The sequence below is a fragment of the Deltaproteobacteria bacterium genome (genome assembly GCA_019309045.1).
GTDB lineage: Bacteria > Desulfobacterota > Syntrophobacteria > BM002 > BM002 > JAFDGZ01.
Window position 1 is genome coordinate 1 of the sequence record JAFDGZ010000056.1, and the last position, 19542, is coordinate 19542.

Here is a 19542-nt window from a genome sequence, read left to right on the forward strand (position 1 = left end):
AAGTGGGCTGCTCTTCTTCAAGCGGTTGGCACGCCTCATTGGTGAAAGACTTGTCAACAGTTATTATGCGCAGATACTCGGATATCCGAGCCAGGAGCACAAGACCTACGGCACTACACTCACTCTCCAGCAAGCAAGCGGTGAGGTTGTCAATTAAATGCGGGGCAAACAGGGCAGAAAAAGGGTGTGCTGGCTGCCTCAGGCAAGTTCTGCGGTCACAAGCCGGCAGGCAAGATAATTTAGTGGTCTAGTGGCTGCTGTGCCAGGGTGACACGAGGTTGGGTCTTTCCAGTGGCAAGGCTCGGCCTTTCTGTCACAATGGCTCACTGCGTTCTGGGCAGGCCAGCGTGAGCTGAATGTTTCCCTGTCTACACCTCGAGCGCAACTGCGATTCCAGTTGGTTGCAGGCAGTATATTCATAATAATCCTGCCCACAGGCAGAGTCCTCCTGATGCATTGCCCTGACTATAACCTCCACAAGGGTTGCGACTCTTGACTAAAACATGCAAGGAGCAGCTATGGTGTGCTGCTCATTTCCAGATTTCTTGTGAAACGAGATCTGCTGGGATTTTACAGCAGCAACATGCTGATTCCAGTCTGAAGACTGGCTGAGAGTGTTATTCTGCAAATCTGGAGGCCTCATGTACATGCCAGGGAGACGGCTGGCAGCTCTGTGTGTTCTCTGCGCTACTATGCTCAGTATTATCCTGGTTCTTGGTTGTTCCAATGCCTATGCGCCTGTGCCGCACTTGAGAAACAGCAGCCATCCTGTTATTATTGTTAAATACCTGCAGTCACAGAATAGCAACTACGGGCGATACCAGTTTGTCATTGCCACAAGAGATGAACTGGATTTCTATGATCCGGATTAGAGGCTAGCATGCTCTTTCCATGAAGCTTTTCTTTGCAGCAGGAGAATCAGGCATGAAAATCAGAGACATACCTTTTCTGCACCGTGGCAACATAATTTTATTGAGCTTTGTGTCGCTCTTTGTCCTGACCGCTGCAGGTCTGGCAAAGAATGCTGACAGCAAACGAAAAGGAGGTCTTACCGTGGCTTTTACACTCACATCTTCGGCATTTTCACCGAGCGGAGAGATCCCCCTTCGTTTTACCTGTGATGGTGATGACACTTCACCACCTCTGAGCTGGTCGGGTGTGCCGGAAGGCACCAAAAGTCTCGCCCTCATCGTCGACGACCCCGATGCCCCTGATCCTGCCGCACCGAGGATGACCTGGGTCCACTGGGTGCTCTACAACATTCCGGCCCATGTCCAGGGGCTGCCTGAAGGCGTCAAGAGTTCGGATTTGCCGGCCGGGACCAGGGAGGGGTTGAACGACTGGAAACGCACCGGCTACGGTGGCCCGTGTCCGCCCATAGGCAGGCATCGATACTTTCATAAACTCTACGCTCTCGACGTTGTACTCCCTGACCTCGGGACTCCCACCAAGTCAGCCCTGGAAAAGGCAATGAAGGGACATATCCTGGCAAAGGCAGAGCTCGTTGGCACTTACCAGAGAAGCCGTTGACCCCGGACAGGTGGAAGATTGATGAAACACGCTCCGGCGTGACTGCAATACTTCTGAAAAGGGAGCCTCGCCGACACAACTCCCCCTGCTAGCCGGGAACAGCTGCCGCGCTGATCTGCATGGCAGGCTGCGAAGGAGGGCAGCCCTGTCTTCCCTGAGCTTGCCAGGGAAAGGCTCCACTGGCAGGGTGATTCAGACGAGATTCGGGCCTTGCTGGTTGCCAACTCCACTGCGGACCCTGGAGTGCAATTGCCAGAATCGCTGGGACCAACAGTCACACCGAGGCCGCAGTCTAACGACAATGTTATCTTTCAACTATCCGGGCAAGGCTTCCTGGATGCAAGGAGGAGATCCATGGCTGACATATCATACCGGGATGCAGCTGAATTTATCAGAAACGACCTGCGTCTGAAAACCCTTCCAGTTGCTGTGAAGTTTCTCGGTGATGACCTGGAATTTCCCGAAAAAACGCGCCGTCCTTACCAGTTCCTGGGAAAAAGAATTACCATCTGTCAGGCTGTAACCATGGCGCGCCTCTATGGCTGGACAGTGGGGTTGACAAAGGAAGACATCATTTGCGTGCCAGCGTTGCTTGCCTTCGGCCTGAGCGGTGCAGAGGACCCCGGTGGTTCACTGACGAGTCTGTTCTGCGAGATCAATTTTCACCAGGACAGGGCCCAGGCCCACAGCGAAGTGCAATCCATGAGCAGGTTCGCCAACAATGAATTCCAGGCGCTCCTGCTGGCTCCTCTCGGCAAAGGATTGTTTGACCCTGACGTGGTTGCCTGCTACGGCAATCCTGCCCAGATAATGCGCCTGACCCAGGCATGGACTTTCAAGAGAGGAAATCGCGTCAAGGGATTACTTGGCGGCAAGGTGGAATGCAGTGAATACCTCATAGCACCACTCAAGACAGAGTCACCTCGAATTGCCATTCCCGGCATGGGAGACCGCATTTTTTCCATGACACAGGACGATGAAATGGTTTTCTCTATTCCAGGCCGGGACCTCAGCGATCTTCTGGAGGGTCTGCAGCAGGCCGGCAACAAGATCGGCGCCAGATACCCGGTGACTTTTTATCAGAACTTCGAGCCGGTATTTCCCAAACAGTACAAAGAGCTGGCTCAACAACTGGAGCTCTTTTGACAGGGCCCACCCTCTCCAGATAATGGCATTATTCTAGTTGTGGTAATATCCGTCTGTGTACCACCAGAGTTACAGGTTTGAGTGGCCAGCATGACTGATCGTCACAAATCCAGAGAAGAGCTGCTGCAGGAGCTGCGTGAACTTCGCCGCAGGGTGGCACGCCTCGAAAATTGTGAACAGGCGCGCCTCAGGAGCGAGAAGAAGCTTCAAGAAAGAGAGCGCTTTTTTTCCCATATCCTGAACAGTATTCAGGATGGCGTCAGCATCCTTGACAGAGAACTCAATATCCTGCAGGTGAATGACACCATAAGGAAATGGTATGCCCACCGGACAACTTTTGAGGGAAGCAAGTGCTACCAGGTTTACCATGGGCGAAGTGAACCCTGTGTGATCTGCCCCACCCTGATAACCTTGCGCAAGGGGGTAAGCGGCCGGGAAATTGTTCCCAAAAAGGGGCGCAAAGGTGAGACTGTGGGCTGGCTCGACCTGTTCAGCTTCCCAATTGTCAATGGCGCCACTGGTGAGGTTGAGGCAGTGGTGGAGTACGTCAGAGATATCACTGATCGCAAGAAAACAGAAGAAGCCCTCCTCGAAAGCGAGGAACGATTTCGCAATCTGCTCGAACACATCCCCGGGGTTTCCATACAGGGCTACAGCACGGACGGCACCGTGCTCTACTGGAACAAAGCAAGTGAACAGGTCTATGGCTATACAGCGGCAGAAGCTGTGGGCAAGAATCTGGCAGATTTGATAATTCCACCTGACATTAGACCCTCCTTCCAGGAAGGTCTCAGGATCGGAGCAAAGGCTACCGAGTCTGGCGAGCTTATGCTGGGCGGCGAATACATGCTGCTGCACAAGAATGGCTCACTGGTGCCAGTGTATTCTATCCACACTGTTGTCTGTCTCGGAAACAGGCCCAATACCATGTTCTGTATAGATGTGGACCTCTCTGAACGCAAGCAGGCTGAGGAAGCTCTCAAGAAAGCTTACGCCGAACTCGAACAGAGAGTGCAGGAACGCACTGCTGCCTTGCTGATATTGAATGAGAAACTCCGGCACGAAATCGAGGAAAGGAAGCAGGTTGAAGAAGAACTGCGACGCAGAGAAACAGATCTGGGAATGCGCACCAGAGAACTCGAAGAGGTGAACAGTGCCCTGCGGGTCTTGTTGAGGCAGCGTGAGGAGGACAAAAGGCAAGTTGAAGCAAAGTTCATGATGAACAGCAAACACCTCCTGCTGCCCTACATCGACAAACTGAAAAAAAGCAACCTCAGGCCCGAGCAGATGACCCTGGCCTCGCTCCTGGAATCCTATGTGAAAGAGATAATCTCGCCTTTAACAATGAAACTGTCCTACATGTCCTCATACCTGACTCCCACTGAGCTCAAACTTGCCAACCTGATAAGAGATGGCAAGACCAGCAAAGAAATTGCCGCTTTGCTGAATCTCTCTGAAAACACGGTACAGACTCACCGCTATCACTTGCGCAGCAAGCTGGGAATCAAGCAAAAGAAGATAAATCTGCGCTCTTATTTACAATCTATCTCAAAATAGTGATTTATTATAACTATTATGTAACTACTTTTGCAGGGTTGTGTTTTTCGCCACTCTCTGTCATTTAAAAGATCTATGTTTTCATTGCAACAGATAAGGGAAGCGTTATCAGCCGTCACCTCAATCTCTCATTTCATTTATCCTTGAAGATTGTAGGCCTGGATCTCAGCCTTTTATTCTTCCCTATTTGGACAGGAGATAGTGCTGGCATGCAACAGAGAAACTGCGGCGCGCATGAGGTAGAAGTTGTGGCTGCAAAAGTACTGATCGTAGACGACGAGAGAGCAATCAGAGAGCTGTTCTACAGCTTTTTTTCTGCAGAAGGTTTCCAGGTAATTCTGGCCTCTGAGGGTTTAGAAGCGCTGGCACTGGCTGAAAAAGAGTGTCCGCAGGTTATCTTGCTGGATGTAAAAATGCCGGGCATGAGCGGCATAGAAGTGTGCCACCGCCTGAAAGCCAATGAGAAAACCAGCGCCATTCCCATCATCATCATGACCGCCTATTTGAACCGTACCGAGGAGGCCATGGAAGCCGGGGCTCATGACTTTATCAGCAAACCAGTAAATCTCGAGGAGCTGGCTGCCAGGGTAAATTCTGTAATTGAGCAGGCATCCTGACTCGGTCACCCTGCAATTCAGTGCGGCCAAGTTTGCCATCAGGAATTCCGCAGGGTGAATTCTACAACTACTCTTCGGCATAGCAAACTACATTATGAAAAAAGAACACTGGGACAGTTGCCGCTCATATGAAGAGAGGCGGTGCAGACAGCTGGAAACGATTGACAGGATAATGCTCATTCCACAGCTGCTCGATCCTGCCGAGTTAGAAGCAGCCAAACGCACCTGTGATGAATGTCGGGAATACCTGTCAGAAAAGAGAGTACACAGCCGTATAAAGAGGCTGTTTACGGCGGTCATTTCAATCGACCAGGATACTACTGTCAACGGTAAAGTTGTCAATGTCAGTGCGGGCGGCGCCCTCATTGAAACAGACAGCCAGACATTTGTGGAAGCTGGCGACCGGATCATTGTTGGCATATTCGTGCACGCCAGCGCCTTTGACCCCTCAGCTCCGCCCGATGTGCAACTCGACTGCCTGGTGAAACGGATCGACAGGCAGAAAAACTATCTGGCCGTCTCTTTTGTCAGCGAAATCGAAATTTGAACAGATCTGGCAATGCCCTCCCGGGGTTGCATGCTCATAAATCAAGAAACGACCAGATTGAAGGGCTGGCAAGCTTCTGTCTCTGGCGCCGCTTGACCAGATTGAACTGCTGCGCTAGAGTATCAAATCTGAGCCAGAGGCAAACATACAACGAAGAAAGCTGCTCCTTTCGCTCTCACCGCCAGTTCACAGAAATGTTATCCAGATGACTGACCGCGAAGACAGGCCTGGCCGCAGGGTATTTCTCTATTCCGAGCGCTACTTTTCTTTCAGCTACGGGATGAACCACCCTCTCAAGATCGACAGGCTGCGACTCACCTATGAGCTCTGCCAGGCCTATGGCCTGTTCGACCTCGCAGACAGCCAACTCATGGAAAGCGAGCCTGCCTCGGAAGCAGAGGTGCTTCGCTTTCACACTCGCTCCTACCTGGAGGCCCTGAAGCAAGCCAGCAAAGGCCAGCTCAGCAGCAGCAGAGTGCATGGACTTGGCTACGGCGACAATCCTGTGTTCCCCGGCTTATGGGAGTGGTCCCTGTTGCACACGGGTGCTTCTCTGCAAGGCGCCCGACTCTTGTCTGAGGGCAAGGCCCGGCTGGCATTCAATATAGCAGGCGGGCTCCATCATGCGCTCGCCGACAGAGCTTCAGGCTTCTGTTATCTCAATGATCCCGTTGTGGCAATCCATCATTTTCTGGAAAAAGGTATGCGGGTTCTCTACCTGGATATTGATGCTCACCACGGCGACGGTGTCCAGTGGGCCTTCTACCACAGCCCCGAAGTGCTCACCGTGTCTTTCCACCAGGACGGCCGCTCTCTCTTTCCTGGCACGGGCAGCGTCTCTGAATCTGGACAGGGCAGAGGCGCTGGCTATGCCGTGAACATCCCAATGCTGCCGGGTGCAGACGATGAGGTCTTTCTCAGGGGCTTCCGAACTCTTGTGCCTCCTCTCATGGACCGCTTCCAGCCGGATGTTATTGTCAGCCAGCTGGGAGTAGACAGTCTGCGTGAAGATCCACTTGCGTCGCTCGAACTCACCACCAACGGCTTTGCCGAGGCTGTGGCCATGCTCCTGGAGTTCAATCTACCCTTGCTGGCTCTGGGAGGCGGCGGCTACCACATTTTCAACGTGGCGCGCGCCTGGACGCTGGCCTGGGCCATAATGAATCAGGTGGAAATCCCTGACACCCTGCCGCCCCATTGGCCCCACAACCCGGGCCTCTATCAATCAGTGTCGAAAACCCTTCGCGACCAGCCCCACAGGAGCACAGGGCACGAGCGCTGCGCCAGATACATGGATGAATGTCTGAGTTATCTAACAGAACACGTGCTGCCGTTGATCAGCAAGGACACTGGCTGACCGGCAAGAATCAAGGATGAACAGATGCTTGCTCTGATCAAGAAAGCCCTGGAATCCAAGAAATCGGCAAAGCGTCAGCCTGTGGCCGATGCTTACACTGCAAATGTCCAGCTTGCCACTGCAGCTCTATTCATAGAAATGGCAACCATTGACGGCACCTTCAGTCAAACTGAAAAAAGTACCATAGTCGATATACTGAGCCAGCACTACAGCCTATCTCCAGCAGAAGTGGACTCCCTGCTGCAGCAAGCAAAGACCCAGGCAGACAAGAGTACGGATCTCTGGCACTTCACCAGCAATATCAACAAGAATTATTCCAGGGCAGAAAGAAAGAACATCGTAGAGCTGCTCTGGAGAATAGTCTATTCCGATGGCAGACTGAACAAGTACGAAGACTACCTGATCCACAAACTGGCGAATCTTCTTCGCCTGGACCACAAAGAACTCATTGACGCCAAGATGAAGGTGCTCTCCGAGCAGAAACAATCCAGCAGCTGAAACCATGGCTGCAAGCAAAGTTGTTTTATGTTCTGTTCCAGGCTCCGCTTTCTGCCGCACTCACCTGCGTGCCAGGCAATCTGTAAACGCTCAGGCCAGGACATCTCGAGGCGCTCCTCACTTTATGTGCGGTTTTTTCCTCAGAAATGTAGTGATTGCAAAATGAGCGTCAAGAAGATAAACTGTCTCTAAAGCGAGCGGTTTTCATCCCCCTTGCCTCTGACCCCACCTGCTCGACTCTCTTCCACCCCGAGTTCAGACCGCAGGGAGGACCACGAGTGAATCTCTGTGCGACCCGGGGTCCCGCACGAGGGCAGCACAACTTCTCATCGCAGGCCACATGGGGGCGGTGAAACAGGGGCTGCTTGAACCTGAACGCTGAAAGTCTTTGCTGGCAGCGCACTGGAAAAACACGGTTCTCTAAAGTATGCTATCAGCAGCATTGTTCAATCCAGGCTTCTTTTTCTTTACAGTTGCTGTTTGGATCAACCGGGACAGCTGAAGATTTGGCCTTTGTTGCAAGTATGTCAGCTCGTCCCGCTAGCAAAACAAAAGGAGGTATGACAATGAATGAGATGACAGCGGCGAACCTACGCTCTGCCTTTGGAGGAGAAAGTCAGGCTCACATGCGCTACCTGGTGTGGGGCAAGAGAGCAGAAGAAGAAGGTTTTCCCAATGTGGCCCGCCTCTTCAGGGCAATTTCCTATGCGGAAGAAGTGCACGCCAGCAATCATTTCCATGAACTTGCTGATGTGAAAGGTGATTTTCTTGTTGCTTCCATGGCTGGTTTTGGTCTTACCTCCACCTCGGAGAACCTCCAGGGTGCAATTGACGGCGAGAACTTCGAGATAGAGCAGATGTATCCGGCCTACCTGGCGGTGGCCAGAGATCAGAATGAACGGAATGCTATTCGCTCTTTCCACTATGCCCTCGAGGCCGAGAAAATACACTCTGCCATGTTCAGCGAGGCTAAACAGGCCGTAGACAGCGGCAAGGACATGGACCTCGACGATGTGCAGATCTGCAGCGTCTGCGGCCACACCAGGCAGGGAGACGCCCCGGATCGCTGCCCTGTGTGCGGCCAGCCGCGCGAAGCATTCGTGGCTTTCACGAAGTAGCGTGAGAACATCAGCAAAAAGACTTTTACGATCAGGAGGATCACGACATTTTGCTCCCCCGGCGCCTCGAACCGCGGCAATGCCGAGTTGACCGGTGCCCGGTCGCCCGCTTGGTTCTTCAGCGCTGCGCGCCTCGGGAACCAACCGTTCGACCCGCGGAACCTCCGCCATAACCAGCAGATCACTCTGCCGTTATCACGGAGAACCCGCCGCTCAACTCCGCATTTGGAGAAATAGAATCAGGGAGCTAGTCGGAAAATGTGAGGAACTAATAAAGGAGATACTATGAGACCAAGGAAAATCAAAGACAAAATTTACTGGATGGGTTCTGTAGATTGGGACAGGCGTCTCTTTGACACCCTTATCCCGCTTCCGGACGGGACAAGCTATAACGCGTATCTCATCGAAGGGAGCGAGAAGACTGCCTTGCTGGACACTGTTGATCCACCCATGGCCCATGAATTGCTTTCCCAACTTGAAGGTATTCCAAAGCTTGATTATATCATCTCCCAACACGCAGAACAGGATCATTCCGGGACAATTCCGCAGGTACTTAAAAAATTTCCTGATGCGAAGCTTATAACAAGCTCCAAGGCAAAAGGGATGCTCATGGATCTTCTGCAGGTACCTGAAAAAGCTTTCATAACTGTAGAAGATGGTGAAACTATCTCCCTTGGCGACAAGACCCTGAAGTTTATCTATACCCCATGGGTCCATTGGCCCGAGACCATGTCGACTTACCTCGAAGAAGACAAAATTCTTTTCAGTTGTGATTTTTTTGGTTCCCATATCGCGACAACCGATCTATTCGTCACTGATGAAGGGCGTGTGTTAGAAGCGGCGAAACGCTATTTTGCCGAGATCATGATGCCCTTTCGAAGCACGATCCAGAAGAACCTTGAGAAACTGGCATCCTACGAGATAGAGATGATAGCCCCCAGCCATGGACAGATATATCCCCGGGCTTCCCTCATTATTGATGCTTATAAGGACTGGGTCGTCGGAGCACTCCGAAACAAAGTAGTCCTCCCATATGTAACCATGCATGAAAGTACAAGGCAGATGGTCGATTATCTTGTATCTGCTCTTGTGGAGAAAGGTGTCGGAGTCGAACAGTTCAATCTTGTTGCTACGGATATAGGAAAACTTGCCATGGCCCTGATTGATGCGGCTACAATCGTAGTTGGAACTCCAACAATCCTGGCTGGACCTCATCCTTACGCCGCGTATGCCGCGTTCCTGGCAAACGCCCTGCGTCCTAAAACAAAATTTCTTTCCATTATCGGTTCCTACGGGTGGGGTGGTAAGACTGTAGAAGTCTTGGCAGGAATGATTCCTAATCTTAAAGTAGAAGTTATCGAACCTGTTCTTTCCAAAGGGTTACCGTCAGAGACTGATTTTAAAGCTCTTGAGAATTTGGCTGAGACTATCGCGACTAAACACAAAGAACAGGGATTCAAATAGTCGGGTGATATTTTTCTTCCAAGAAATTCTCCTAACAAATCACTGCACTGGATTTTTACTCCGTTGCGCTTCGTAAAAACCAGTGAGTTCAAGCGTCAGTGAACATAATATGAACATAATAGGTCCACTTTTCGCCTTGTCATCTCAAGTGGCCTGCGTTACATTGTAAGACATGAAAACAAGCCTTACCATAAGGCTTGATGACGACCTGGAGCGCATGCTCGACCAAGTGAGCCTAAGGACCGGTCGCACCCGAAGCGATGTAATCCGCGACGCTCTGAGACGGCAACTCTCTATTCTGTGCGAACAACTCAGGAAAGAGGCTCTCCCCTTTGCGGAAGCTCGCGGGTATTTGACTGACGAAGATGTGTTTCGGGACGTGTCGTGAGGGTTTTCCTGAATACGAATGTACTGGTAAGTGCGTTCGCTACACGTGGCCTATGCGCCGATGTTTTTCGCACCGTTCTCGCCGAACACGAACTGATAACCAGCGAATTCGTTTTGGCTGAGCTCGAACGGGTGTTGACAGAGCGATTTGGGGTACCAGAAAAGCATGTTCATTTCATAATAGCACTTCTCCGTAGATATCACGTTGAGCCCATATCAGAAGACCTCCCCGATTTGATCATCCGTGATCCAGATGATCTAAATATTATGGATGCTGCACTGGCCTCGAATGCAGATGTTGTTGTGACAGGTGACCGCGATTTACACGATGTCAAGGACCAAGCTGGTATCACAATCACAGATCCCCGTGGTTTCTGGAACATGCTTAAGGAACGGCCCCGTCAGTAGAGATTCCGGCAGTTGCCATTGTGTTGTGCACCTAAGCAATCGCAGCAACGGACGGGGCTAACAGTTTCTTTCGTTTTTCAATGCAGACTAAGAAAGGCAAAATACCAGCCACCGACCAGCCGCGCTCTTGAGCTCAACCGTTGGTTGCCGAAGAATAAGGTATAGATGACATGACAAGTCGAAAGAAATCGAAGAAGAAACTGAAGAGAAAGCGCACAGCAAAACGGAAGAAGGCCTCACAGGCTGATCGACTTCGATGCGGACTTTGTGGCAAGACAGGAAATCTCACGCGGACTGAGTGTTGTGGTCACTGGATCTGTGACGATGAGCACCAATACATCCCCTTTTCATATGGACGGACCAGTTGCTTCAGGAACCATCGCCGGTACACGCTCTGCGGCTATCATTATGCTGAGGAACACGAGGGAAACTGGAAGAATTGTGCCAAATGCAAAGATGCTTTTGAAACAGAATTATACGTCTACTTTGGCACAAACGAGTACAACTTCGAAAAGTTGGAGAACCCACCTGACTACGAGCCGACCAGATGCGCAAAATGCAAGAAGATCATCTCACTTGGCGAGGATGGCTATACCATCTCGGGCAATGACTACCTCTGCGAGCATTGTTATCCGATGTTTTAGTTTTAGGCCGAACCAACCGCTCCACCCGACAATGGTACAGCTTCACTGAACCGCTACAGCTGAGCTTGGTCGTTCCCGCGGCGCTGCGCGCCACGAGAATGCCGAGTTGACCGGTACCCGCGCGTCCGCCTGGTTCTTCGCCGCTGCGAGCCTCGGGAACCAACCATTCGACCCTGCGGAACCTCCGCCATAAGCAGCAGCTGCCCTGCCGTTATCACGGAGAACTCGCCGTTCGTCTCGGCATTAGCAGTAATAGAACAATGAAAAATTGGTTGAAAATTTTGCAATCGAGGTTGGCAGCGGAGAAATCGAAATATATAATGAATTGGTCTTCAACATGCATCGGGAATCTTCCCTAGAAATGCACTAAACGATATGAAAATTCAGTTCGAGAGAAGTGTTTCACAATTTTCTTTTAATAGAACATTTTTTCTAAAGAATGCCATCGATATGTCCATTGCCCTGAGGACCAGGCTTTACGCTCGCTCGATTGATGGCTTTGCCACCACGATTTCATGGAAAACGCAAACGGTAGACCCATGATTTCTCTAACCTGGCTCTGAGGCGCAGGATTACAGTACTCTATTAAACGAAATATTCGATGTCCAACAATGTGCTCGCAGCTGGACTCGAAAAAGGCAGCGCGCCCAGTGAACCTGGCCGTTAAGGTGGAAAGAAAATGAAAAAGATGCGCAGAAAAGACCGTGCTATTACGGAAGAAGAAGCAAGAGCTTTACTGGAAAAAGCTGAATACGGCGTGTTGTCGACGGTTTCAGAAAATGGAAGGCCGTATGGTGTACCTCTTAACTTTTGCTTAATCGATGGCTGTATATATTTTCATTGCGCCCTTGTGGGACAGAAAATTGATAATATCAACCACAACAAATTCGTATCGTTCTGTGTTGTTGGCAATACCGAGATACTACCTGACAAATTTGCTACAAGATATGAGAGTGCAATAGTTTCAGGTGAAGTTGAAGAAGTATTTGATGTGAACAAGCAACTTGCCCTGGAAGGACTATTACGCAAGTATTCTCCTGAATTTTTCGACAAGGGACTTAAATATATTGAGGATTTGAAAGATAAAACTAGAGTATTCAAGATTACTATCAATAAATTAACGGGCAAGGCACGAAAACAGTGATTTCCCTTATCTGCCCAGGTCAAGAAAAGCGTTGACAGGTAGTGGTTCTCTGGTCTTTCCCAGCCCATTCATATGTTGCCCCCCTGTGGGATCCTCAGCGGAACGCATCACAGCCGTGAAGATTTGCAGCTGCGGTTATGGATTGCGGACAGTCAGGCCTCGCAGGCAAGCCATGGCAGAATGAGCCGTACGCTCTGCAGCGGTACCCAGGAAAAGTTCTTACAATTTCATGGCCCTCATACTCCCACACTCAATTAGCATCGAGCAAGAGCTGCAACCACGGCGTGGCACCTGAGCCCCCTCTCAGGCTTTCGTCTGCACCCATGTCAGGAGCAGAACCTATTGTTCTGGAATCCCCTTCAAAGTCAGTTTCGGGTAATTCGGACGCCAGGCTGGTACCTTTATTGATACATGGAGAACCACGTCTTATGTGAAAATCACCACTGGATGCATCAACGAACATGGGATCCTGTTGGATGTTGCGGCCATAATGGTAGTTATCTGTATCTGTAATGTAGAGGTCCTCGGATTCGAGTATCCCATTTCCAGGGTTTGAATCCGAGTCCTCAGCAAAAACAGCGTTGCCAGAAAAATCATTATTGTAAAGCCTTACAATTGACCCTGTTCCGTCTCCATCAGCATCCGCCCAGATATAAACGTCATCGGCAGTGCCTTCGGCAATATTGGCCCAGAAGATATTGTTGTAGATATCAGCCGCGGCATCGTCCGAAAGTCTGACGTAAGCACCGCCCGCAGAGCTGAAGTTCGCATGGTTTTTGGTAAATGTATTGTTTGTAATGCTAATAACAGTCCCCGAGACTGCGTCAACATACACTCCAGCGCCACTAAATGCTATGTTGCCGTCCAATATATTGTTTGTGAGTGTAGCATGACCTGAGCCCACCACAACCATGGCACCTCCGCCCCCATTTTGCGTCTGATTGTCAACAAAAGTATTGGCGTTCAGGGTGGCGCTATTTACTGCATAAATCCACAGGCCTCCGCCCTGGTTGTCGGCAATATTTCCATCAAAGCTATTTCCGCCTAAAGCAACCTCGCCAAATTTTTCAAACGTCACAAAAGCGCCCCCGCCCCTGTTGGCATGATTATTACTGAATGTATTATTTGTTAGTGCAGCAGTCCCTGAATAGGAATTGCTGTATACTCCCCCACCATAATGGCCCGTGTTTCCGCTAAAAACATTACCTGAAAGGCTAATGTCGGCGGTATGTGACGTTATATATACGCCGCCTCCCCACGCACTTGTGAAGTTCTGGGAAAACTCGCAGGTGTCAACTATGACCGCGGCTTCACCCGTTTTTATGAAAAGAGCGCCTCCACTGCCGCCCGCCTTTCCATTTTGGAAAATGAGGCTCTGTATCTGCACAAGGCTCGTATCGCCAGCATTGTCCCCATTTGCGTCATTGTCGATGGAAAGTATTTGTACAGTATCCTTGCCATCGAGCACCGGTTTGCTATCTGGTTCCAACGCAACAATGCTCAAGCGGCCGTCACCATCGTTGGTAGAATAAATCAGGGTCCCCTTGGCGCTGATATCATAAGTTCCTGGTCCCACGTATATAATGGAATCCAGGCCGTCTGCGGCCGCCTTTTGCAGAGCAGTCTGCAGCGTGCACGGAAATGCCTGGGTACATTGTGTCCAGATACTGGCAGGGGAAGTATAGTAATTAAAACCAGCCCCTAACGCCATAGAAGAGACAAGGAACAGAGAAAAAAGCAACATCATGGAGACAACCGAGACTACAGCGCGCTTCTGCATGACTTTTCCTCCCGCCCTGGTTTACTGTCTTGCCGGATAACTCTTTTACAGAAACCGAGAAGCGGTTGTCAAGAATCCATCCGTTTATGGTAGAAAATGGAGAAGGGACTGAACCGTCTCAGGATTTTATCAATTAAACTTAGCAATGTGGTAACGTTCAAGAGTGTTTGCATCATAGAGAAGAAACATGGACTCCTTCTCAATGAGGGCTTGATCTTTTCGAAGAGTCGCCTTTTGAAAAAGGGGGATGCACAGTCTGTCCAGACTGCCCATCGCATAATCAGCAGAAGCATTCGGTAAACAATCACGCTTATCACCACTCCCTTGCTTCTCCCCTCCGTTGACTTGTGCTGCCAATCCAGTTATCTTTCCTGCCGCGGTTTCAACAAAGTTTGCTTCATGGAGGTGATGCCTATCCTCTTTTTTTCACTGCCGGGCCTTGGCGGCAATGGTGCCAGAGTTTACCAGTGCATCAGCTGCCGCCACATGATTACCCACTCAGACAAGCTCCTCTTTATCATGGGCAGCAACCGCCACATGCGCATAAACCCCCAGGGCATCGAGTGTGATTTTCACACATTCTCTGTGTGCCCGGGCGCCATTCCTCTGGGAGAACCAACACTTGCCCACACCTGGTTCGATGGCTACACATGGCAACTCGCCCTGTGCCGCTTTTGTGGACAGCACCTCGGTTGGTACTATCAATCCCTGTCGGAATCGCAGAGCCCGAGAGATTTCTGGGGACTTCTCATCAACGCTCTGTATATGAGATAGGTGAGGTCGGTGGTCGAGCCGGCCCTTTCGGTCGGACCAGGCTAATAGATTCAGCACTCGCCGCAGCGATATGCGATTATGATTAGGTGCGCCAGTATCTCTATCTGGCCTTCAGGGTGTGCCCTGGGATTGTTCACGCAGGGGACGAGACCGTCTTCCGGATTGAACCTGACCTTGTCGACCATGAAGACTTGGCTCGATTCGGGCATGGCTTCTCCGGGCGCAAAAAACCCGAGACACTTTCCGGCTCGGGCGAAGAAAGAGAGCGAAACTTTGCCACTATGAGAATTTTAAGCGGATTCATGTACATTTTTGCAAGCGGTCATCGGCTGAAAAAACCACCGGTAGTTACAGATTTAGCTCTCTATAGCGACCGTTTACCATCCGATAAGGTCGGGTGGGAAAAGTTGTGTTGGCGGAGAGGTGGCATACGGACCCAGAAAGGGGAGAGGGCTCAGAAATTGAGATCGGCAAAGCAGATCCCCTGCGGAATAAAAACGCACAATATGTATTCGTACAAGCCCACAGCAGTAAGAATTTAGATAGAAGACAACACTTGTTCCAGTCTTCTTGGTTATTGATAACGTCAGAGATGACTTGACACCACCAGCCAGGCATTATGGCAGGGTGCAAGCCAACTTATCGCGGTAACTAAAAGCCACATCCTAGGACGTGTACTCTTCACCCATCGACGGTGTGATTTCTAGGTCTAGAATAGACCCTGAGTAAATATAAAAACCTCCAAATCTAGTCAAGATTGCTATTAACCATAATTGCCTTATGTGTTCATTCCTGAATTCGCGTTTCCTCCAGTCTCTGAGCAGGGTCAAGCACCAAAGCGCATAGAATATGCCTATGCCGACTATTCAGAAAATAGTCAACAGATCGTTTTTTGTTTGCATGTGACAACCTCACTTATGATCATCAGTTTGGATCATAGAATTCTATCTCAACAGAAAAGGCAACGCCATAGTGCGCACCAAACTTAGCTCTAGATCACGGTCCACATTGTTCATTGTTCCTTGGGCTGCAGCCAGAATGATCAGGCTCCTCAGCACTAGCCGCTGCTCGGTCTTGGGCAAGCGAACCCACTGTTTCAGGGTTCGCTCTTGCTCCTCTGTCAACATGATGGGGGTGGCTTTTTTACTCATGCCACCCACTCTTACATATAACTCTAATTTATGCACTTAAGTACCAGTAAGAAAAAGCTGTTGTCGGCTGCATAGTAGAGAAACGCATAAAATCATCCCCGCCCCCTTTTGCACGCGTTATATATCGGAAAAGCGACAGGTTACACCCCTGATGGTAGCAGAGAAAAAAATAATTCCTGTTGCGCAGGATTCTATATAAGTGTTAATTTGAAATTCGAGGAATATTTTAATCTAGGAGTTAATTACCGCTGTGCAGAACGAAGAAAATCTTTCAGGGGCTTCGTCGTGATCAAGGAGCTTATCAAGCAGCACAAATGAACATAAAAGGCGCTAACGGCAAGAAAGTCCCTTTTGCCAGATAAACAAGAATGGGTGCAGCCTACATGTTCCACCTCTGGACAAAATCATTCAACTGGCCAGGGTCTTTGACACCACCGTGAATTGTCTGTCGACAAAGGACCGATCAAAGGACCATTGCATAGCATGCGGCTTGTGGAGCACTTTTGGGCTTTCGAGGACCTAAGGGCAGAGTATCAGAGGCCGTGATCGAACTCGTTGATACTAATAAAAACAGCGTCGAAGGAGCTGCAAGCCCATTAGGCAGGCAAGCCGCGTGGTTCTTAGATATCGTCAAGCTGTTTGGAAAAGGCTCCAGATTATGCCGACTGTTTTGAGCACTGGTCCATATCGAATATATTTTTACAGTCACGAGCCCAACGAACCCCCACATGTGCATGTTGACCGAGAAAACCATTCGTGCAAGTTTTGGCTGAATCCAGTTTCACTTGCCCGCAATCTTGGTTTTAGTGCGAGGGAATTGCGCAAGATAGCTTCGGTCGTGGAAGAAAACGAGCAACTCCTTCTGGAGGCATGGAATGAGTACTTCGGACATTAAACCTGGGGAACGAGTGAAGGATGTCAGTTTTACTGAAGATACTCTCAATGTCGATCTCATTGATGGGCGTACGATTATAGTGCCACTGGCCTGGTATCCCAGATTGCTCCATGCTACACCGCAACAACGAAACAACTGGCAGATATGCGGTGGAGGCTATGGCATACACTGGCCTGATATCGACGAGGACTTGAGCACGGAAGGATTGCTCCGGGGAGCACCAGCTCCAGGGGGCAAGATCTCAGAAGTCGCGTAGGTAAATCTCAGTATCCGTCTCAGTTGGTTAGTCCAAAGACCCGGAATTGGACATCACGCAAACGGAGAAAAGAGCTCAGACCTTTAGAATTGACATCACTACCCTGCTAACTAGTATGGAAATGGGGACGCTGTTTTATAATCCAATAACTCATTCTAGCAATACTTACTTATCAGCTCCAGCTACTGACACTTCCTTTAACGTGGGGAAAAAATGATACCAGCGATAGGCGTTGCAACTTTTCTGGCCAATACTGTATACGAGATGACCATCTCCGCTACAGCCCATGAACAACCAAGACTCCCTGATTTTACTTCTTAAACTATTAAAGAGCATCCAAGTGTTCCCACATCACAACTCTCCTTGTCCCAGGCTATATTATCGGTATCCCAGCCTTTGGTGTGAGAAATTTAAAAGAGCAAAATGGCAGGTTCACTGCCAAGGGAAACTAGGTTGGGACAATAGGCCAAGCCGGTCGTTGTCGAACTACCGCCCTTTGTGTAGACGATCCGGGTGGGCATCGGCATTGTAGGTGATTCTCAGCGTTGCCACATCATTCAGGTCTCTGAAATCATGGTCGGTTTTCATATTGCCCTTCGCATCGTAGGGTGTAGGTGTATGTGGTGCCGTCGTGGTCTTTCTCCTTTACTGCATGCTTGTGTCCCCAGACATATTATTTGTAATCGAGGACCTCTGTGCCCACGGTCTTGGAGGTGATGTTTCCTATGGCATTGTAGGTAAAGCTTACCGGGTTATAGGAGCCTGTGTCGGTCTTTGAAAGGAGTCTGTTTTCGTAAGCTGAGCAGTTATTAGAGGGGAGAAGCTAGCAAGAAATAGCTTTGTCGACGCCAGGTAAGGAAACACATAAATTCATCCCCTTCCCACTTTTTCACTTAGATTCGGCCACGTCCAGATGAAACTCGATGATCTCCTGGAGCTTTTTTGCAGCCGCTTACTCTTTTTTACCCGCTGGGTCACCGTGGACCTGCTCATTCCCAGAATCCTGCTTACCTCGGCGAGAAAGCCGCCCGCCTTGTCCAAAGCGCACTCGCACTCCTCGATGGTGCGCTTTCTGTTGCCCTTTGAGCTTTATTGAGCCATGTCATCCCACGCGTCCCGGAACGCGGGTCCCCGGGAAGGGCAGGCATAAAAAAACCCGAACCATTTCCGGCTCGGGCAAAGGAAAAGAGTGAGACTTTGCCAGCATGAGAACTTTGAGCAGGTTCACGGACGTTTTGCAAGCCATCTTCCGCTGAAAAAAAACCACCGATAGCACAGGTTAGCCTCCAACTGATTACCACTCGATAAGATCGGCTGCGAAAAGTTGGGTTGGTTGACGGGAGGGGTGGATAGAGAGAGGGATTCGGCCGCAGGAGGGAGTCAAAAGTGAAGTGAGGGAGGAGTCAGTAGTGTGATCGGAAAAAAAGAGCCGGGCAGTCCTGCTCTTGGCAGGGCTGATCGCGGCTGTTGCAGATTCTTACAAAAAAGAACCTGATTAGTTAGTGCCTTTGCTACAAGTTCACCCCTAGCCACCTCACAAAGAAGAAATGCGGAACATAGGACATTCTCCAGTCAATGGCAAGATTTGACATCTCTATTTACCTGAATCCGATTTCTTTTCACTTTTCTTTTTGCTAAGTCCACGATAAGCAACAATGACACTCATAACATACAATGGCACAAGACCAAGAGCGATGAAAGTCAAACCTTTTGAGTCCAGATTGCAATTTAGTAACATCAAAATCTTGATGCCTATAAAATAACCAATAATAAAGCATATAGGTAAGGCTAGAAATACAATTAAAGTATATCGTCTTCTATATCTCTCATCTATTTCTTGCCACATGTATTTTTTACCTCGGCCATTTAGTGATTTAATTACTATTGTAATAAAACTAGATTCACGTTTTCTACCATAACAGTATCATATAGATATTTGTTATTAATAATTTAGATCTAACCGGCACCATAAGTACTCATCCTAAGCATATCTCCATTCACGCATGTATCATGATCAGTTTGTTGATTTACTTCTGGATGTAGTTTGGTACCCATATACATAGTGCCTAATCCGACAACTGAAATTGTAACTCCCGTAACGGTACTGTCAACAATTTTGTGTGAAATTTTTTCCTGCCATTTTTCTGAACAGTGGCAGGTTCTTGGCAACTTTTCCTATGGGCTTTGACCGCCAGTGAACTTCCATCTTCAGGCAGATGAAAGCCAGCAAGGTGTAGCATGATCTTTCACCAGCCAGGATCTCCATAGG

23 protein-coding genes are annotated in these 19542 nt (G+C 49.6%); 17 read left to right on the plus strand and 6 right to left on the minus strand.

From position 1 onward, the window contains the following. The 14 genes from JRI89_12185 to JRI89_12250 all read left to right on the plus strand — a co-directional run. Positions 1-157, plus strand: a 157-nt coding sequence (locus JRI89_12185) for a hypothetical protein (GenBank protein MBW2071996.1), incomplete at its 5' end; no start/stop codon positions are given. A gap of 484 nt (positions 158-641) precedes the next feature. Then, entirely contained in the window at positions 642-872 is a 231-nt protein-coding gene (locus tag JRI89_12190) for a hypothetical protein (GenBank protein MBW2071997.1), read from the plus strand. 52 nt (positions 873-924) lie between these two features. Further along, positions 925-1530 carry a YbhB/YbcL family Raf kinase inhibitor-like protein gene (locus JRI89_12195; protein MBW2071998.1) on the plus strand — a complete coding sequence of 202 codons (606 nt, stop codon included), beginning with the start codon at positions 925-927 and terminating at the stop codon, positions 1528-1530. Positions 1531-1884: 354 nt separating this feature from the next. Continuing rightward, positions 1885-2676 (plus strand): DUF169 domain-containing protein, encoded by a 792-nt coding sequence (locus tag JRI89_12200; GenBank protein ID MBW2071999.1) that lies wholly within the window; start codon positions 1885-1887, stop codon positions 2674-2676. Positions 2677-2766: 90 nt separating this feature from the next. Next, the gene (locus JRI89_12205; protein MBW2072000.1) at positions 2767-4233 is read left to right on the plus strand and encodes a PAS domain S-box protein; all 1467 of its coding nucleotides are present in this window, start codon (positions 2767-2769) and stop codon (positions 4231-4233) included. A 209-nt stretch (positions 4234-4442) separates the two neighbouring features. Further along, positions 4443-4850, plus strand: coding sequence for a response regulator (locus JRI89_12210; GenBank protein ID MBW2072001.1), 408 nt, complete (start codon positions 4443-4445; stop codon positions 4848-4850). Positions 4851-4944: 94 nt separating this feature from the next. Next, entirely contained in the window at positions 4945-5397 is a 453-nt protein-coding gene (locus JRI89_12215; protein ID MBW2072002.1) for a PilZ domain-containing protein, read from the plus strand. 205 nt (positions 5398-5602) lie between these two features. Continuing rightward, on the plus strand, positions 5603-6754 hold the full coding sequence (locus JRI89_12220) for an acetoin utilization protein AcuC (protein MBW2072003.1): 1152 nt from the start codon (positions 5603-5605) through the stop codon (positions 6752-6754). Between the two features lie 24 nt (positions 6755-6778). Then, complete coding sequence (locus JRI89_12225) at positions 6779-7252, plus strand: TerB family tellurite resistance protein (protein MBW2072004.1); 474 nt, start codon at positions 6779-6781, stop codon at positions 7250-7252. A 560-nt stretch (positions 7253-7812) separates the two neighbouring features. Beyond that, the gene (locus JRI89_12230) at positions 7813-8370 is read left to right on the plus strand and encodes a rubrerythrin family protein (GenBank protein MBW2072005.1); all 558 of its coding nucleotides are present in this window, start codon (positions 7813-7815) and stop codon (positions 8368-8370) included. A 285-nt stretch (positions 8371-8655) separates the two neighbouring features. Further along, positions 8656-9834: an FprA family A-type flavoprotein gene (locus JRI89_12235; protein ID MBW2072006.1), complete on the plus strand. Its 1179-nt coding sequence runs from the start codon at positions 8656-8658 to the stop codon at positions 9832-9834. A gap of 172 nt (positions 9835-10006) precedes the next feature. After that, entirely contained in the window at positions 10007-10222 is a 216-nt protein-coding gene (locus JRI89_12240; GenBank protein MBW2072007.1) for a ribbon-helix-helix protein, CopG family, read from the plus strand. After that, complete coding sequence (locus JRI89_12245; GenBank protein MBW2072008.1) at positions 10219-10629, plus strand: putative toxin-antitoxin system toxin component, PIN family; 411 nt, start codon at positions 10219-10221, stop codon at positions 10627-10629. Before JRI89_12240 ends, JRI89_12245 begins: the two co-directional genes overlap by 4 nt. A 1323-nt stretch (positions 10630-11952) precedes the next feature. Then, positions 11953-12417 carry a pyridoxamine 5'-phosphate oxidase family protein gene (locus JRI89_12250; GenBank protein ID MBW2072009.1) on the plus strand — a complete coding sequence of 155 codons (465 nt, stop codon included), beginning with the start codon at positions 11953-11955 and terminating at the stop codon, positions 12415-12417. 250 nt (positions 12418-12667) lie between these two features. Here the strand turns inward: JRI89_12250 and JRI89_12255 are convergent, their stop codons facing one another. Continuing rightward, complete coding sequence (locus tag JRI89_12255) at positions 12668-14197, minus strand: hypothetical protein (protein ID MBW2072010.1); 1530 nt, start codon at positions 14195-14197, stop codon at positions 12668-12670. Positions 14198-14326: 129 nt separating this feature from the next. Then, a complete protein-coding gene (locus JRI89_12260; GenBank protein ID MBW2072011.1) occupies positions 14327-14554 on the minus strand; it encodes a hypothetical protein in 228 nt (75 codons plus the stop codon). A 42-nt stretch (positions 14555-14596) separates the two neighbouring features. Between JRI89_12260 and JRI89_12265 the strand changes: the two genes are divergently transcribed. After that, positions 14597-14971: a hypothetical protein gene (locus tag JRI89_12265; GenBank protein ID MBW2072012.1), complete on the plus strand. Its 375-nt coding sequence runs from the start codon at positions 14597-14599 to the stop codon at positions 14969-14971. A 50-nt stretch (positions 14972-15021) separates the two neighbouring features. Here JRI89_12265 and JRI89_12270 read toward each other — a convergent pair whose 3' ends face one another. Further along, positions 15022-15180: a hypothetical protein gene (locus JRI89_12270; protein MBW2072013.1), complete on the minus strand. Its 159-nt coding sequence runs from the start codon at positions 15178-15180 to the stop codon at positions 15022-15024. Positions 15181-15915: 735 nt separating this feature from the next. Beyond that, positions 15916-16122, minus strand: coding sequence for a hypothetical protein (locus JRI89_12275; GenBank protein ID MBW2072014.1), 207 nt, complete (start codon positions 16120-16122; stop codon positions 15916-15918). A 658-nt stretch (positions 16123-16780) separates the two neighbouring features. On the opposite strand from JRI89_12275, the gene JRI89_12280 reads away from it, so the two are divergent. Beyond that, positions 16781-17017 carry a DUF4160 domain-containing protein gene (locus JRI89_12280; GenBank protein MBW2072015.1) on the plus strand — a complete coding sequence of 79 codons (237 nt, stop codon included), beginning with the start codon at positions 16781-16783 and terminating at the stop codon, positions 17015-17017. Next, the gene (locus JRI89_12285) at positions 16998-17273 is read left to right on the plus strand and encodes a DUF2442 domain-containing protein (GenBank protein ID MBW2072016.1); all 276 of its coding nucleotides are present in this window, start codon (positions 16998-17000) and stop codon (positions 17271-17273) included. The genes JRI89_12280 and JRI89_12285 overlap by 20 nt, the downstream gene beginning before the upstream one ends. 870 nt (positions 17274-18143) lie before the next feature. On the opposite strand, the gene JRI89_12290 is transcribed toward JRI89_12285, so the two are convergent. Both JRI89_12290 and JRI89_12295 read right to left on the minus strand, forming a co-directional pair. Beyond that, positions 18144-18314, minus strand: coding sequence for a hypothetical protein (locus tag JRI89_12290; protein ID MBW2072017.1), 171 nt, complete (start codon positions 18312-18314; stop codon positions 18144-18146). Positions 18315-18867: 553 nt separating this feature from the next. Then, positions 18868-19119 (minus strand): hypothetical protein, encoded by a 252-nt coding sequence (locus JRI89_12295; GenBank protein MBW2072018.1) that lies wholly within the window; start codon positions 19117-19119, stop codon positions 18868-18870. Positions 19120-19542 lie beyond the last annotated feature (423 nt).